This is a genomic window from Halomonas citrativorans (assembly GCF_014898005.1).
Classification (GTDB): Bacteria; Pseudomonadota; Gammaproteobacteria; order Pseudomonadales; family Halomonadaceae; genus Vreelandella; species Vreelandella citrativorans.
Window position 1 is genome coordinate 37462 of the sequence record NZ_JABUYX010000023.1, and the last position, 17154, is coordinate 54615.

A 17154-nucleotide genomic window follows, 5' to 3' on the forward strand; every position below is an offset into this window, starting at 1 on the left:
ATCAGCTCTCCATTCCATCTAGCAGCGCTGCCATTCTTTCGAGCTGTGCGCTCTCCTTCTCTTTCGCTCCCTCCCTACTCTCCTGAATAGACTCACTCAAAGAGAGTAAAGTGACGCGTTCGAAATAGCTGCTTAGTGGGAGACGTAGGCAAAAATTTTCTTCTACACTGGCTTGTATCTTCAGTGCCAACAGAGAGTGCCCGCCTAACTCGAAGAAGTTGTCATGGCGCCCCACTTGCTCAACACCCAGTACCTCCCTCCAAATTGATGCTAGCGCCTCTTCCACCTCTCCTTGGGGAGGCTCATACTGTAAGCCACTGGTCATCTCTGGCGCGGGTAGTGCCTTACGATCTACCTTGCCGTTGGGCGTTAATGGCAAGGCATGGAGCATCACCACCATACTTGGCACCATAAAATCCGGCAGCTGTTGATTCAGTTGCTGACGTAGGGTGCTAGTGTTGAGTGCTACTTCAACTTGTGGAACCACGTACGCCACCAATCTCGAACCACCAAGGTTTTCTTGAGCGACGACTGCCGCGTCGCAAATATCTGGCAGAGCTAGCAGTTTTGCTTCGACCTCGCCTAGCTCGACACGTAAGCCTCGAATCTTCACTTGATGATCAAGACGCCCCAGATATTCAAGCTGACCATCGTCCCGCCAACGCACTAGGTCTCCCGTACGGTAGAGACGTTCGCCTACTGCAAAGGGATCAGCCACAAAGCGCTCCGCCGTTAGGCCTCCGCGATTTAGATAACCTCGCGCAAGACATGCCCCCCCTAGGTACAGCTCCCCAGTTACCCCTGGGGGTGTCAAATTCATATTAACGTCGCAAACCAATGCCTTTCGCCCCCCAACTGGCCGGCCAATTGGAACCTGGGTCGATTGCTTTAAAGGAGTATTATCAGACCACAGCACTGGAGTGATAACTGCCTCGGTCGGGCCATAGGCGTTGAAGATTTGCTCAGGCCGACAAACTCTACTAATTCTCTTAAAGTCTTCACGTGACAAGGCTTCTCCACCGGCAATAAACAGCCGCACCGACAAAGCATTTTTTGGAAAATTCTGATGCAAATAGCGCAGATAGGCTGGCGGCAGATTAAGCACGCTGACATTGCCCCCGCGCACCACCTCTTCCAGATTATTGGGCGTAAGAAGGCGCCCTTTTGGCAACACTAGAGATGCTCCTGCTAAAAGCGGCAATAGCCATTGCTCACCAGCTGCATCGAAGCTGATCGAAGCAAATTGCAGCAGTCGATCTTTAATTGTCAGTCCATAACGTTCATCTATCGCCTGGAGGTGCATCGACAAGGGGCCATGACTCACTTCGACCCCCTTAGGCCACCCAGTGGAGCCAGAGGTGTAGATCACATAGGCAAGGTTCTCGCCATGCAGCGCTACTTCGGGATTGGTCGAGGGATGCTGCGTAACAGCCAGCCGATCCAGCTTAATAACGTTCAGCCCATCGGCCACCGGCAACGTATCGCGAAGGTGCGGCTGGGTAAGCAGCAACTCGATGCCGCTGTCCTCGACCATATAGGCCAGCCGCTCGGTGGGGTAATCCGGATCCAGCGGCACATAGGCGCCACCCGCCTTGAGAATCGCCAGCAGCCCTACCACCATTTCGATGGAGCGCTCCATGGCGATACCCACTCGGGTCTCGGGTTTTACGCCAAGTCCGATTAGATAGTGGGCCAAGCGATTGGCGTGGGTATTGAGTTCGGCGTAGCTGAGAGACTGATCTTCAAATACTAGCGCCGTAGCCGCTGGGGTTGCCGCAGCCTGACACTCAATCAGCTGATGGACTGGCTGAGCATCGGGATGGTGGGAGTTCACCCCCCACTCGTTTAACAACCGCTGCTCTTCTTTTCCTAGCAGGTTGATCTCGCTTAGCGCTTGCTGCGGTGCTGTTTGCAGGCTTTCCACAATGCCAGCTACAGCAGCTTCCATGTAATCACATAACCTTTGTGCACCAATCGTGCGACTCACCTGCCCTACTAGCTGGAAGCCCTCTCCCAGATCATCTACCGCTATACCGAATGGGTAATTGGTACGCTCCTGGCTACCCAGTATCTCCATTCCTTCCAAGCTATGAGCGGGGCTTCTTTCTTGCTGAGATGCGCTATAACGATAGTTCAGCAAACTGGTAAATAGCGGCGTTCCACCGGGCAACCCGCTGCAGCGCTGCGCAAGGCCAAGGCTGGCATGCTCGTGATGCAACAGGGCAGATAAAGCCTCGTGGGTTTTTCGCAAGGACTGATTGACACCTTGAGTGCCCATTTTGATACGCACAGGGAGTGTATTGATAAACATCCCCAGCGCCCGCTCAGCACCTTCGATGCCCTGCATACGCCCGAACAGCACGGTGCCGAATACCACATCGTCCCGACCAGTGGTCTTGCTCAGCACTAAGGCCCAGGCTAGATGGAATAGGCTAGCCGTGCTAACACCATAGCGCTGGGCCTGTTGCCGTACCTGCTGGGCCAGCTCCGTCGACAAAGGAACACGTACTTCTTCGATATCGTTGCCATCGCCACGAACGTTTAGTAGCCCGAAGGGTGCGGTCGGTTCTTCAATATCACCCAACTGCTCGCGGAAAAAGGCTTCATGCTCGTCCAGGCTTACTCCTAGCCGGGTCTGGGCAACGAAATTGCGGAATGGAAGTGGTTGAGGCAGCTCATCTTCGCGGCCTTGCTGGATCAGGGAAATTTCTTCCACCAGTAGTTCGAGGGTAGTGTGATCCATGACGAGGTGGTGGCTTGGTAGCTGCAGCAGCCAGCGATTTTGCTCGGCATCGAATGCAGCAACTGCCCGTAGCATAGGGGCTCGACGCACATCAATACGATGATGCTCAGAATCCACCTCGGCTTTCAGCTGTTCGGCGGCGCAGCGAGAACCATCTCGCTCTAAGTCTAACCATTCGAGGGCTAATGCAGCATGGCGGTAAACTACCTGTACAGGCTGGCGGAGCCCAGCCCAGAGCACCGCTGTACGTAGAATATCGTGGCGGGCAATCAGCTGGTTAAAACCTGCAATAAAGGCTTCCAGCCGCTTTCGGCTGTCGAAGCCAAGCAGACGCGGGGTGACATAGGTATCTCCCTCTTCCTGCAACCGGTGGTGGAAGAGAATCCCCTCCTGCAGTGGTGCCAGCGGGTAGATATCCTGAATATTGCTAGCGCCAGCGGGCACAGCGGCTTCGATCTCACGAAGTTCTTCGGCATTGAGCTCGATTAGCGTCATCATCTCGGGCAGGAGAGCCTGACAATCGTGAGGGATCAGATTGGGCGGGAGGTTTACCTCCGCTGGCTCGGGCGCTTGCATCAACGCGAGAGCAAAGGATGTCAGTTCCGGGTGTTGGAACAGAGTACGCACCTGCGCCGTCAGTCCTCGATGGCGCATTTGCTCCAACACCTTCAGAGCCAACAACGAATGGCCCCCCAGCTCAAAGAAGTTGTCGTGGCGACCCACCATTTCGAAGCCAAGCATCTCTGACCAAATCTCCGCTAGCAATTCTTCCACCTCACCTTGAGGCGGCTCGTACTGAGAGCTACTGGCCAAATCCGGTACGGGCAGCGCCTTGCGGTCTACCTTGCCGTTGGCATTCAGCGGCAGTGCCTCGAGTGTGACCACGACGCCCGGCACCATATAATCCGGTAGCTTTTTCCCCAGCGCTTCACATAGTGAGTTGGTGTCGAGTTCACTGTCGGCTTGGGGAACCACATAAGCCACCAGACTCGAACCGCCAGGGCGTTCCTGGGCGACCACCACTACCTCGCGAACCGCCGACTGAGCGAGTAGCTCGGCTTCGATCTCCCCCAGCTCGATCCGCAAGCCACGGATTTTCACTTGATGATCAAGGCGGCCCAGGTACTCGAGCTGGCCATCCTCCCGCCAGCGCACCAGATCGCCCGTACGGTAGAGGCGTTCTCCTTCGGTGAATGGGTCGGCGATAAACCGCTCTGCGCTTAGGTCAGGGCGGTGCAGGTAGCCCCTCGCTAGACCCACACCGCCGAGGTAGAGCTCACCCGCTACCCCGGGCGGCGTCATGTTGAGATCGCCATCCAGTACGTAAGTGCGGATACCGGCGATCGGTTGGCCGATAGCAACCTGATTGCGCCCATCGTCTTGGCAAGTCCAGTGGGTAACATCGATAGCTGCTTCGGTGGGGCCATAGAGGTTGTAGAGTGCCACTTGAGGTAAGCGGGCAAATACCTGATTCTGCAGCTCCGCAGGCAGCGCTTCACCGCTGCATACCAAGCGTGTCAGGCTGGTGCAGGCTTCTACCTCGCCATGGGTCAGGAAGGCTTGAAGCATCGATGGTACAAAGTGCAGCGTGGTGATCTTGTGGGTGCGAATCAGCTCAACCAGCTGTGTCGGTTCGCGATGGGCGCCTGGTGGCGCCATCACCAGCCGTGCCCCCTGCATCAGCGGCCAGAAGAACTCCCATACCGACACATCAAAGCTGAATGGCGTTTTCTGTAGCACCGCATCGTCGGCCGTTAGGCCATAGGCTTCCTGCATCCACTGCAGGCGGTTGACCAACGAACCATGACGGTTGGCGGCGCCCTTGGGGCGCCCGGTGGAACCGGAGGTGTAGATCACATAAGCAAGATTTTCGCCGTACAGGGCCACATTCGGATTGGTCGGCGCGTGGTGAGCAACCTCCAACCGATCCAAATCAATGACGTTCAGCCCATCGGCCACCGGCAACGCATCGCGAAGATGCTGCTGGGTAAGCAATAGCTCGATGCCGCTGTCTTTGACCATATAGGCCAACCGATCACTCGGATAATCTGGATCTAGTGGCACATAAGCACCACCCGCTTTGAGAATAGCCAGCAGCCCTACCACCATCTCAATGGAGCGCTCAACAGCAATACCCACCCGGGTCTCAGGTTTTACGCCTAGACCGATCAGATAGTGAGCCAACTGGTTGGCGCGGGCATTGAGTTCGGTGTAGTTGAGCGACTGATCTTCGAATACTAGTGCCGTAGCCTCTGGGGTTGCAGCAGCTTGGCGCTCTATCACGTGATGAATGGGTTCGACCGGATTATCGGTTGCTGCGCGGTTTCCCCAATCGAGCAGCAATGCTTTTTCCGCGTTATCAGGTAGTTCGATAGAGGTGAGCCGTGTTTCCGGCTTTTCTAATAAAATTTTCAGTACTTTCTGGTAGTAACCTATCAAACGTTGGATGGTCTGTTCATCGAACAGATCGGTATTGAATTCTAGAGCACCAACTACTTGCTCCTGTTCGATGACAATATCCAGCGACAGCTCAAACTTTGCACTCGTCTGAGGAAGGTCGATCAGTTCGACAGACACACCATCTAGCTGAAGCTGTTCCTCGTCAGATCTGAATTGGAGACCAAACATGACTTGAAACAATGGCTGTCGAACGGGATCCCGCTTTACTTTTCGGTGTTCTAGCAAGACGTCCAACGGCATATCAGCATAGTTGAGCGAGCCCACTGCATCCTGTTTAACCTGCCGGCATACGTCACGCAGCGTCATGGCTGGATTCACTCGAACTCGAAAAGGCAGTGTCGTGATAAAAAAGCCAACGACCTCCTGAAATTCCTCTTGCTGGCGACCTGACGACGGTACGCCAATAGCGAAGTCTTGCTGCCCACAGTAGCGGGCCAGCACTACTTGCCAGGCAGCGAAGAGTGGCACGAAAGGAGTAAAGCGCTGTTGTTGGCAAAAGGCTTTTAGGGAGTTGGCGAGGCTGCTATCCAACACGAAACGCTTTGCGCCCCCCCGAAACTCTTGCTGTTTGGGATAGCCATAGTCAGTGGTGATTTCTAACGGTGGGACATCGTCTCCAAGATGCTCATTCCAATACGTAAGTTCCTTAGCAATATCGCCCGTTGCCACTCTCTTCTGTTGCTGCAGAACATAGTCACCATACTGTACGGGCAAGCCTGGAAGCTGCGCATCTCCGTTTTGGCCCAACGCCTTACGATAGGCTTCACTCAGATCGGATTCGATGATGCGGTTAGACCAGGCATCTGAAATGATGTGATGCAGGCAGACAACCAGAACGTGTCGGCGCTCTTCTATCTTTATCAACCGAGCCACTAGCAACGGTGGCTCACCAAGGTCGAATACATGCTGCGCGACTTGCTCAATCGACCGTGCCAGCCTTTTGTCCTGTTCTGGTGTAGCCAGCTCAGAGAGGTCTTCTTGACTCAGAGAAAAAGGAGCACGGGAGAGTACCACCTGCTGCGGCACGCCGTTACGCTCAAAGAATCGTGTTCTCAATACGCTATGGCGTTGAATCAGTGCTTGAAAGGCGCGCTCTAGCACCCTTGCATCCACGTTCCCGGTCAGCTGATAGGCACGCGGCTGGTTGTAGGCGGTAAGATCCGGCGAATAACGATGCAGGAACCAAAGCTGCTGCTGGGAGTATGACAACGGCAATACATCATCTTCACGAACTGCTTCAGACACTCCATCTTGCCCTTCCCTGCCATTACCAGGTGCTGCCACATCTTGTGGATGAGCCACTTCCTTCATCGCTAAATCCTCTTCCTGTACCGCGTTACAAATGATGTTACTAGGCAAACTTGGCATCTCAGTTGCTATCAAGCTCAGCTAGCCCGCTCGTGCTGGTCTCAGCACAACTCTCGCGTAGAGCGGCACCCAGCTCAGCGACGGTGGGATGGTCGAATACCACGCCTGGGGCAATCTCGATCCCGAACTGCTTACGGATACGCGCCACCAGCTTGATCACCAGCAAGGAGTGCCCACCCTGCTCGAAGAAATCGTCCTCGATGCCTACCTCATCGCGACCAAGCAGCTCGGCCATGGCTTGGCACAGGTTGGCTTCCACGGCATCCCGGGGCTTCACCAAGGTTTTTCTCTCCGCAGTTTTTTGGGCCAAGGCTTCCAGCGCGGAGGTGTCTACCTTTCCGTTACCCAGGCGGGGGAAATGCTCAACAGGGATAAAACGAGAAGGACGCATGGGTTCAGGCAGTAGCACAGCCAGTTGCTCGCGAAGCTGGGCCTGGCCCTCAGCAAACATCGCCTCGGCGTCTCCAATCAGGAACGCTACGAGCTCCTGGGTATCACCGCCCCTTCCCATCAGGCGAACCAGGCTCTGTTTAACCCCTGGCTGTGCTTGCAACACGCTTTCGATTTCCGCAGGTTCCACACGAAAGCCGCGCAACTTGATCTGGTCGTCAGCTCGCCCAATAAGGCGTACGCCTCCCTCGGGCAGCACGCACGCCAAATCACCGGTGCGATAGAGCCGCTCACCGGCAATGAAGGGATCCTCGACAAACGCCGAAGCATCGCTATTGAGATAACCCCGCGCCAATTGGGCGCCACCCAGATACAGCTCACCCACGCCACCGGTGGGGGTCGCGTGCAAGTTTTCGTCAAGCACTCGGCAGCGGCAGTTCGGCAGCAACTGGGTTAGCGGCAGCGGGCCTGCCATATCCTGCAAAAGTGATACCGGGTGTACCATCACGCCCACCGTGGCTTCTGTAGGGCCATAGTGGTTGTATAGCTGGCATTCGGGGGAGATCCGCGCGATGCTCGAAAGTAAGGCAGGTGAAGGGGCCTCGCCGCCTAGAATTAGTGTTTTTGGCAACCGTGGAGCGTCGCACTCAAGCAGGGCCTCCAGGTGAGACGGCACTATTTTGAGCGCATCGATACCGGCCGCCGACATAAAGCGCGCAAAGTGATCGCCATCCTGCATATCATCAGGTACGGCGATCATCAGGCGGGCACCATTGAACAAGGCACCGAACAGCGCCGTATTACCCAGGTCCGTGGCCAGCGACCCGGTTAGTGCCCAGCGCTGGCATACCGATAGCCCCATGGCCTTTGTGGCACCGGCGACGTAGTTGAGCAGTTGACCATGTTCAATCACCACGCCTTTTGGCGTGCCGGTGGAGCCAGAGGTATAGAGAAGGTAAGCCACCTCGCCGAGGTCAGGCTCTGGAAACGACAATGCGCTACCCGCTTCATCCACTTCTTTTGGCAGCCCCACACTGCGGATGCCGGGAAGGGCCAGTGAAGTGGGTTCCGCCTCGTCGTTTTCAGCGCTCACCACTAGCGCGGGCTGGGCATCCTCAAGCATTCGCCGCTTACGGGCTAAGGGCCAATCTGGATCAAGCGGTAGGTAAGCAGCACCTACACGCCATACTGCCAGTAGCAGCACGACCAAATCGGTGGAGCGGAACAGGTTGAGCGCTACATAATCTCCATGTTTGACGCCCTGGTTATCCAGCCACTGCGCGATACCATTAATGCGGGTTTCTAATTGAGCGTAGCTCAGCGTGCGGCCCTGCTCCTCAATGGCAATGGCATCCGGCGTAGAGGCAGCCCAAGCGGCGATATGGGCCGCTACGTTACGCTCGCCCACGTCGAGCACACTCTCCTCACTCGACAGTAATCCCTGCTGTTGCTCTGGGGAAATCAGCGGCACCGAAAATAGCTTTTGCGCGGGGTCAGCCAGGCCCGCCTGTAGCATCGCTTGGTACTGGCCCAGCAGGCACTCAGCCGCTGCTCGGCTATAGCATGATGGGTCGGTGTAAAGGGTTGTCACCGCTCCGCTCTTACTGCGGCCAATCTGCAAGGCAAGTTCAAATTCTGCCGATGGCCCAGGCAATTCTTGCAAGCACCACTGCAAACCTGCCGTATCTAACTCGCTCACGCCTTCTGAAAATGCGAACCCCGCGACCAGGTGGCGCTTATCAGGCAGCGCATCAATTGACCAGTACTCTTGGGCCTGGGTATGCGACTCTAGCTGCTCTGCTAAACAGGCGATCCAGCTAGAGAAGTCGCTATCAGCGACGCCTTCAACCAGCACCGGCAGCACCTTGTCGAAGAGCCCGATCGCCCCTTGCATCACCTCGTAATCCTGGCGGCAGTCGTGTTGCCAACCACCTAGCACACGCTCACTGCCGCTAATTCTGGCGAGTAACGCCCACCAGGCCGCCTGTAATACTGCCTCAGCGGATACTTGCAGCTCATCTGCCAGGCTATCGATACGCGCTACGAGGTCTGGTTCGAGTTCCAAGTCCACATATTCATGTTCTACCCGCACATCATGGCGGTTCGCTTGCCGGGCAGGTAAGCGGCATGCGCCTGCCTGCTCGGCATATTGCTGATGCCGTTGCCAATACTCACGGCCCTCTTCAGCGTCATCGTCGTTTTCAAGCGAAGCGCGCCACTCGATAAACTGGGAATACTGCAGCGCGGGATCATCATCGGCTCCTCCGCTCTGATCGTAAGCCTCCACCAGCCCCGAGAACAGCGACTGCAGGCTGCCGCGATCCGCCACCAACGCCGAAACAGCCAGTACTAATACCCAGGTTGTTTCGCCAGTTCGCAGCAGCGCCGGACGCAGCAGTTCGCCACTCTCGATAGCCATGGGCCGGCGCTTGAGTGACTCGCGATAGTCATTAAGAGCGTTGTTGAGATCACCGTTGAGCAGCGATGGCTTATCATCGCTGCCGCGTAAGTCCTTATGCCACCACTCAATGGCAGGAAGGCTTTCAAGCGCTTGGTGCCGCAGCCCGCGGTACCCGGCCACGCTCTTCAAAGCCGTCGATAGGGCTTCATGCTGCTGCCTCAGGTCGCTCAGTGCGCACTCCAGCCGCGAGCTATCAAGCGCACCTTGGATATCGACCACCATGACATTAGCCTGCGCCGATGCTGCCTGCTGGGTATCACCTTCATTAGCTTCTGCCGCCACCAACACTGCGCGCTGTTCAGGGCTAAGCGGCCAATGGGCAAGGCTCTGCTGTTCCGTTATCGCATTCATTTATTGACTCCCGAACCCCGTGATTTCATTGACCGACCAACTCGGCATCGGCATTTACCCCTTGGGCCTCTTCCAGCGCCGAACGCTCATAGATGTCTCCCATCGCCACGACGATTTTGCGTGGCCCCTCGTAGGGATCCCGAGCATGGGCTGCTAACATGTTGTCAACCATCACCACATCGCCCCGGCGCCAGTCGAAGCGCACGGCACAGGCTTCGTAGGCTTCGCCGACAACCTTCATCATCTCGTCGCTAATCACGGAGCCGTCGCCGAAATAGACATTACGCGGCAGGCGCTCCTGGCCAACCATGCCAAGCAGGTCTTCTTTCACATCAGGCTCAAGGCAACTAACGTGGTGGAGCTGCACCTGATTGAAGAACACCCGGTCACCGGTCACTGGATGAGTGACTACCGCAGGGCAGCGCGTGCGCGTCTGCAGCTCGTCATAACCTAACCACTGCCACTCGATTCCCGCTTCTTTGAGCCGCGCTTCAACCTCCTCCTTGCTATCCGTTTTGAAAAAGTCTCGCCAGCTCACGTCCAGGTTGCGGGTGAAGGTGCGCACATAAAGCAGCCCTTTACGCTCGAACTCCTCCACCACATCGGAGGGCAGTTGGCGTAGCATCTCCCGGCAGTCAACGATCGGGGTAGCGCCCCCCACGGGAGAAGGGAATTCGCAGAAGAACAGTTGCTTGCGCGGCCAGCGCTCCAAATGCGAACTTTCGTTGTGATAGAGAATCATCTGGCGCTCGGGATAGGGGGTTGAACGGTAGGTATTGCGCCCCCCTTCTTTCTTGGGCAAGTCACCATAATTGCCGTAAAGGCCCGGCTGGATAGCCTCGGCAAAGGCTTCAAATTCTTGCGGTGTGGTCAGACCAAAGTTACGGAACAAGATGCCTGCATGCGTGCGTAAGTGTTGCTCGATGAAGTCACGCTGGGAAGTTGCCCACGCCACCGCATCAAGGTCAGCGTCCGTCGCTTCGATCACGAGAGGAAAGACTCTTTTTTCGTCGAGCAATGCCGTTCGTATCGGTGAGTCACTGTTGGTCGAGGGGCGCGCACCTGGCTGGGATTTCAGGCTGCCAAGCTTGTTGAGTTTGGAACCTTTTGAAAGCTTGTTTTGCATAGCGTGTTTCTCCATTTGGGGTAAGCGAAACTCCTCGACGGGCGTGTTGGGAGCTTCCACGATCTGCGCTAGTAGCGACTGCCAGGCACCGGTTAAGTGCTCAATGGTTTCGCGTCGGTACAATGCGGTGGCGTAGACCCACTCGACTGATAGTCCGGTGTCACTCTCATTGACGAATATCGCCATATCGAACTTCGACTCTTGCCGAGGCTGAGGCATTACCTCCACTTCCAAGCCCGGAATTGAGAACCGCTCGGTTGGCGTGTTTTGTAGTACGAAGAGGGTTTGTATCAGGGGGGGACGGTCGCGCTCACGACCAATCCCCGAAAGCTCGACAATTTTGTCGAAGGGAACATTTTGATGATCGAAGGCATCCAGCACGCTGGTCTGTACTTGCTCAAGCCAGTGGCCGAAATCAATCTGGCCATCAGACAAACGAGACCGCAGCGGGATTACATTGACAAAAAAGCCAATTAACGGCTCAACATCGGGATGGCTACGGCCAGCGACATCGGTTCCCACAATCAGGTCGTGTTGACGGGTCTGGCGATGCATCAACAGCTGAAAACTCGCCAATAGAAGCGTAAATAGCGTGGTGCCACGCTGTGCGGCAAGCTTGTTCAACGCTTGTGATAGGTCTGGACTCAGTGTCATGCTCAGGGCACTACCGGCATGCGATATTTGGCTGGGCCTGGCGAAGTCCGCCGGTAGAGTTGAGAGCAGTGGGGCACTGTTTAGATAGCGACGCCAGAAGGTTGCGCTTTGCTCAAAGGCCGCTCCCGACAATGCTTTCTCATGCCAAGCGGCATAGTCCACGTACTGAATACCCAGCTTGGGTAACTCAGATTCCTTCCCTTCCAGTAATTCCCCGTACAAAGTGGCAAATTCCCGAATGAAAACGCTCGTTGACCAACCGTCGAACACAATGTGGTGAATAGTCAGCACCAAGGCATGCTCTTGTGCGCCAAAACGCAGCAAGCCCGCCTTTATTAAAGGGCCAGTGACAAGATCAAACGGTGTGTTCGCATACTCGGAGAAAGTATCTTGCAGATATCGCTGCTGTTCTTGCTCTGAAAGATCGCTGCAATCCAAAACAGGCAGTTCGATGTTTCGCTGATCTTCGATAACCGCGATGGGATCGCCACGCTCACTTTCGGGGTAGTGGGTACGCAATGCTTCATGTCGCGCAACGATGGTATTAACGGTTCGTTCCAGAACCTCTATATTCAACTCCCCTGTCAGGGAAAACAGCGCAGGAAGGTTGTAGGCGGCTCGCTCACGGTCATCCGCCTGACTCGCCAAGCGATCAACTAACCAGAGCCGACGCTGGACAGGTGCTAAAGGTAGTTCCGCATGGCGGGAAATCGGTATCAGTGGCTTCTGACCACCTCCCTGATGGGAGACCGAAGGATTCGCTAACCGGCGCTCTACTTCATCAACCACATCACCAAAGCGCGGCTTTTCCATGACCGCTCTAGTAGGGAAATCAATCGCCCAATGATCGCTAATGCGTGAAGCCAACTGCACCGCCGCCAGAGAATTACCCCCGCTGGCGAAGAAGTGAGCATTACTTCCCAGTGGCGTTTCCTTGTTGTCTCCCAGCACTTGGCGCCAGAGCATCGCTAACGTCTGCTCGGTTTCGCTCCCTGATTCCGCAGTAGATTGTGATGACTCTCCACCACCAGCGCCCTCATCGTCGCCGCCGCTAACAAAATGCCCAAAGGCGTGAATGGCGTAGGCATCAAGACTGCCCGCCTCCCAGCCTTGACGGCAGGCGCTGCGCTGTAGCTTGCCGCTGGAGGTTTTGGGCAGGCCACCGGGGTTGAGTAGTAGCGCAACAGAAAGCGGCTCATGGCAGGCGGATCCCACCGTCTCCCTTAATGCCTCAATCAACTTCTCAGCGGGTACCAGCTTCTGCATACCCCGGGAGACTTCTGCCGCAACGCCGATTCCTTCAGCGCCTTCCGGCGTGGTCACGGCAAAGGCCGCCACGCGCCCTTTGCGCACTGCTTCCACTTCCGCCTCAACAGCGCTCTCGATATCCTGGGGGTAGACGTTATTGCCGCGCAGAATGATCAGGTCTTTAATACGCCCGGCGATATACAGCTGCCCTTCGTGCAGAAAGCCTAAATCGCCGGTGCGTAGCCAGCGAGCGTCTTGGGCGTCGTGACCCTGTGCATTGGTATCGTAAGCGTCGCTATCGTCAGCCCCGGTACGTTGCCAGCTAACGCCATCCCGGGTAACAAAGGTTTTGGCCGTGGCTTCGGGATTTTGCCAATACCCATGTGCCACGCTTGGCCCATTGACCCAGATCTCGCCGACGTCTCCTTCGGGCAAAGAATGAAGCTCCTCGGGATCAACAATGTCGATTGTGTGACCTGGCTCCGGGGTGCCGCAGCCTACCAGCATATTGCCTTCAACCGCTGAAGCGGCCTTCCCCTCGGCCAGCGACTGTTGCGAAAAAGCCTTGCCCACCACGCCCGTACCGCGCGGATTACAGCTAACCAGCAGCGTGGCTTCAGCTAGACCATAGCAAGGGGCTGCGGTATCAGCGGCGAAGCCCGCCGGGCGGAAGCGTTCAATAAAGCCAGTGAGGGTTGCGTGGCGTACCGGCTCGGCGCCTGAGAACGCGACCCGCCAGCTGGATAAATCGAGTGTCTCAAGCTGCTCATCACGGATACGCTCAAGGCACAGTCGATAGGCAAAATCAGGACCACCGCTAATGGTGCCCCGATGGCGGGAGATCGCTTCCAACCAGCGTACCGGCCGCTGTAAAAAGAAAGTGGGGCTCATCAATACCGCAGGGATACCGCGATAGATGGGCTGCAGCAGGCCACCGATCAGCCCCATGTCGTGGTAAAGCGGCAGCCAACTGACGAAAACATCATCAGCACCAATCGAGAAACCTGTCTCGATAGCACGCTCGTTCGCCATCAGGTTGCCATGGCTCACCATCACCCCTTTGGGAGTGGCCGTGGAACCTGAGGTGTACTGTAAAAAGGCGATATCACTACGCTTTGGGTGATGCTCAATCCAGTGCTCAGCACGGCTCTCATCTACGGCATCCACGGGGATCAGTTCGGCGCTGCCGAAGCCTTCGCTTGCAGATGCGACCACATCGATAATCGTTGTAGAGGTAAGCACACAGGCAGCCTGGGAGTCGGCGGCAATGGCGAGCAGACGCGCCAGGTGCTGCTGCTTGGCCGACTCCGGAGGGAAGACCGGCACGGCAATCACCCCGGCATACAGGCAGGCGAAAAACGCCACCACATAGTGTTCATCGTTATCCAGCAGAATTAAGGCACGCTCACCAGCCGGGAACCGCTGCTGGAGTTCGCTGGCCAGGGCACGGGAACGCCGTTCCAGGGTGGCGTAGTCAAGGGTGGTCTCACCTTGAGCGTTCACTACAATCAGCGCCCTGTCGCTGGGCCTTTCCCGTGCCAGGCGACTTAAATGCTCGACATAGCTTCTAAAAACATAGTCTTTAGAAACATCGTTGTGGGACTGGCTACTGCGAGTTGTCTGGGCGTGCCTTGTATCCATATGCGTACCTACTAAAAGTTCGAATCCTGGAGATAGTGAGTCAGTAAATAACGTTGGTAATTTGGCAGTGCCGCGGTGTACTCACGCTTTATAGTCCCAACCCCGCAGGTAACATGCGCCATATCGACATAACCCAGAGCAGCGGAATAGCCACTCGGCGCTGGCAGCGGCCATGCTTGCAAAGGTGATAAAACGGGAAGCGAGTGTTCAAGGCGGTAGGTGCCTGGCGGCCCTAAAGAGGAAGTGATCGAGAGCAACCGCAAATGATCAGCAATGCCCAGACCCAGGGCTTTGAGCACAGCCTCTTTAACCACCCAACGCTCCATAAAGAGCAGCGCGGAGCTGTCACGTGCGTGGTCGCGCTGCTCACTCGGCGATAGCACCAGCCCGTGTAGCGGCGCCAGTTCGGCCTCGGGTCGGCGACGCTCAATATCAACTCCCACCGCGCCGCTGGGGGCTAGTGCAATCAAGGCGACATTGCCAGAGTGGGAAACATTGAAAGCAGGCCCATCAGCATTTTCCAAGGCGGGTTTGCCGTAAGCGTTCTGAGTGAACTCCAGCTTTTCTGGCGCTATACCGGTGTGCGCTGATAGCAAACGTCGCAAGGCAGCGCGGGTTGCCACGGCGCGCACGACATCGGCGTGATGGCGAAGCCGCTGGGCGCGCTGCCACTCGGCTCGGCTCAGCAGCCGATCATCGTCGTCGGCTACCGGGGCATTCAGGTCGAGCGCTAAGCGCCATACCTCAAGCCCCTCAGGCACCCCTTCAGCTAATCGCAGGCGCTTCATGAGGCACCTCCTCAAGCCGTCGGGCCAGTGCCCGCTTTAGGGTTTCCAGCACTTGCGGTTGCTGTTGACGAATAAAGAAGTGCCCCCCTTCGAACCAGTCTAAAGAGAACGCCCCGCCGGCTTCCCGCTTCCACGCTTCCAGACGCTCTTGCTCAATATCGTCTTCACGCCCGGCGAGTACCTGTAGGGGGTAAGCAAGCGACGTCCCACCGCGATAGCGAAAGCTGCGGCAGAGGCGATAGTCCGCCATCAAGATATCGAGGGTAAGTCGCAGCAGCTCCGGGCTTTCGAAAACCTCCTCTGGAGTGCCGCCCTGTTGGCGCAGATCTGCGATTAAGGCCTTATCGTTATCAAGCCCCGCCAAGCGCTCTGAGTCACGCATTGAGGGTGCCGCGCTGCCTGAGGCGAACAGCATCCGCGGCTGAGGGCGCCCCACATCGCGCAAGCGTGCCGCCATGCCGTAGGCCAACAACGCCCCCATGCTGTGACCGAACAGGGCAAAGTCGCCGCGCACCCGGGTTGCTTGCTCTTCGCATAGCCGCACGACCTGGGTCTCGAAGTCATCGATAAGCGACTCACCCAGGCGCTCACCACGCCCAGGCAGCTCGACGGGGCATACCTCGATCCAGGCGGGAAACTGACGCTTCCAGCGCAGATACATAGTGGCGCTAGCCCCGGCGCAGGGCAGGCAGAGCAGTCTTAAACGCTTAACCTGCATCCACCTGCTCCGCCTCGCTTTTGGCTTGCGCATCCATCCACTGGCGTAGCGACAGCGGCCGCATATCAGTCCAGGTTTTTTCGACGTAGTCGAGGCAGGTTGGCTTATCGCCGAGCACGCCGGTATCGGTCCAGCCAGCGGGAATCGCTTTCCATTCGGGCCAGAGGGAGTACTGCTCTTCGTGGTTGACTAATACGCGGAAGACACCATCTTCACGATCAAAACAGCTTGTCATGGGGCTAACCTCAGTCGTCATTAAGGAATGAGAAACAAAAAGCAATTACTTCTCATTCCTTAATGACGACTGAGGTACGTGAAAATTTAACGCGAAGGAGGAATAAAATAGAAAAACTAGACAAGGAGCCGCTAGGGCAGCGGCATTGAATTACTCTTGGCAGGCTAAAAATTCCACCAGTAGGAGGCAGCTTTAGCAAGCGACTATTTAGTTAGCCTAACAATCGAAAAAGGAGAGTAAAAAAGAGCCTCATTAGCTGCGCTCATCGCCACTTGGAATCATCCCCGTTAACAGCCATAGCTGTTCGGCTTCACGAAATACACGGCGATGCTGAGAAGAAGCCGCTAACCACGCATGAAGCACCTCGCGATCAGCATCACTCAACGCCTCTTCGTGCTCGCGCATCAGCCAGTCTAGCGCCGTTTGCCAAACGGCATCATCGCCGCTGTCGTTATCCATCGTTACTGTCAAACCTCGCTACTGCTGCCTGCCATCGGTCAACCGACTCGGTAAACGCCTAGGAATTTCAGCGCTATCGTAGTTCTTTGACATTGTAACAAAGCGACCACAAAGAGGGGATGGAACATAGGCTTACTAATCTGGCAACGACTGACCTTGTATCGACTGGCGGCAATGGGTCAGCGCATCGCGAATCATAAAATTAACTAACGTTGTAGAAATACCTAATAGATGGGTAGTGTTCAGAATTCTGTGTCACTTCTACCCTAAGAGGAAAGAGGTGATGTATGACACAAGCAACATTTGACATGGACGCGGCGCTGAAAGCCCTGCGAGAAGGGAAAGATCTCACCGGCAAGGAGGGCATTCTGACGCCGCTCATCAAGCAGTTGACCGAGGCTGCCATGCAGGCGGAGCTCGACGCGCATCTCGACAATCAAGAGACGCCCAACCGCAAAAACGGGGGCTCTCCCAAGACCATGAAAAGCCCTGCAGGCCGCTTTGAGCTAACC

Annotated in this window: 7 protein-coding genes and 1 pseudogene; 1 reads left to right on the top strand and 7 read right to left on the bottom strand. The window is 56.3% G+C overall.

From position 1 onward, the window contains the following. Position 1: 1 nt before the first annotated feature. From INT20_RS15250 to INT20_RS15280, 7 genes are all read right to left on the bottom strand, one after another. Positions 2-6514 (bottom strand): non-ribosomal peptide synthetase, encoded by a 6513-nt coding sequence (locus tag INT20_RS15250; protein WP_226912200.1) that lies wholly within the window; start codon positions 6512-6514, stop codon positions 2-4. Between the two features lie 58 nt (positions 6515-6572). Continuing rightward, a complete protein-coding gene (locus INT20_RS15255; protein ID WP_193057218.1) occupies positions 6573-9773 on the bottom strand; it encodes a non-ribosomal peptide synthetase in 3201 nt (1066 codons plus the stop codon). A 25-nt stretch (positions 9774-9798) separates the two neighbouring features. Further along, positions 9799-14442: a condensation domain-containing protein gene (locus INT20_RS15260; protein WP_193057219.1), complete on the bottom strand. Its 4644-nt coding sequence runs from the start codon at positions 14440-14442 to the stop codon at positions 9799-9801. A gap of 11 nt (positions 14443-14453) precedes the next feature. Beyond that, positions 14454-15230: a 4'-phosphopantetheinyl transferase family protein gene (locus tag INT20_RS15265; protein WP_193057220.1), complete on the bottom strand. Its 777-nt coding sequence runs from the start codon at positions 15228-15230 to the stop codon at positions 14454-14456. Beyond that, positions 15208-15948 carry a thioesterase II family protein gene (locus INT20_RS15270; RefSeq protein WP_193057221.1) on the bottom strand — a complete coding sequence of 247 codons (741 nt, stop codon included), beginning with the start codon at positions 15946-15948 and terminating at the stop codon, positions 15208-15210. The genes INT20_RS15265 and INT20_RS15270 overlap by 23 nt, the downstream gene beginning before the upstream one ends. Further along, a complete protein-coding gene (locus tag INT20_RS15275; protein WP_144810397.1) occupies positions 15938-16183 on the bottom strand; it encodes an MbtH family protein in 246 nt (81 codons plus the stop codon). The genes INT20_RS15270 and INT20_RS15275 overlap by 11 nt, the downstream gene beginning before the upstream one ends. Before the next feature lie 252 nt (positions 16184-16435). Beyond that, positions 16436-16654 (bottom strand): FecR/PupR family sigma factor regulator, encoded by a 219-nt coding sequence (locus INT20_RS15280; protein WP_226912201.1) that lies wholly within the window; start codon positions 16652-16654, stop codon positions 16436-16438. A gap of 275 nt (positions 16655-16929) precedes the next feature. Here INT20_RS15280 and INT20_RS15285 point away from each other — a divergent pair. Continuing rightward, a pseudogene (locus INT20_RS15285) lies at positions 16930-17154 on the top strand (IS256 family transposase); the annotation flags it as partial.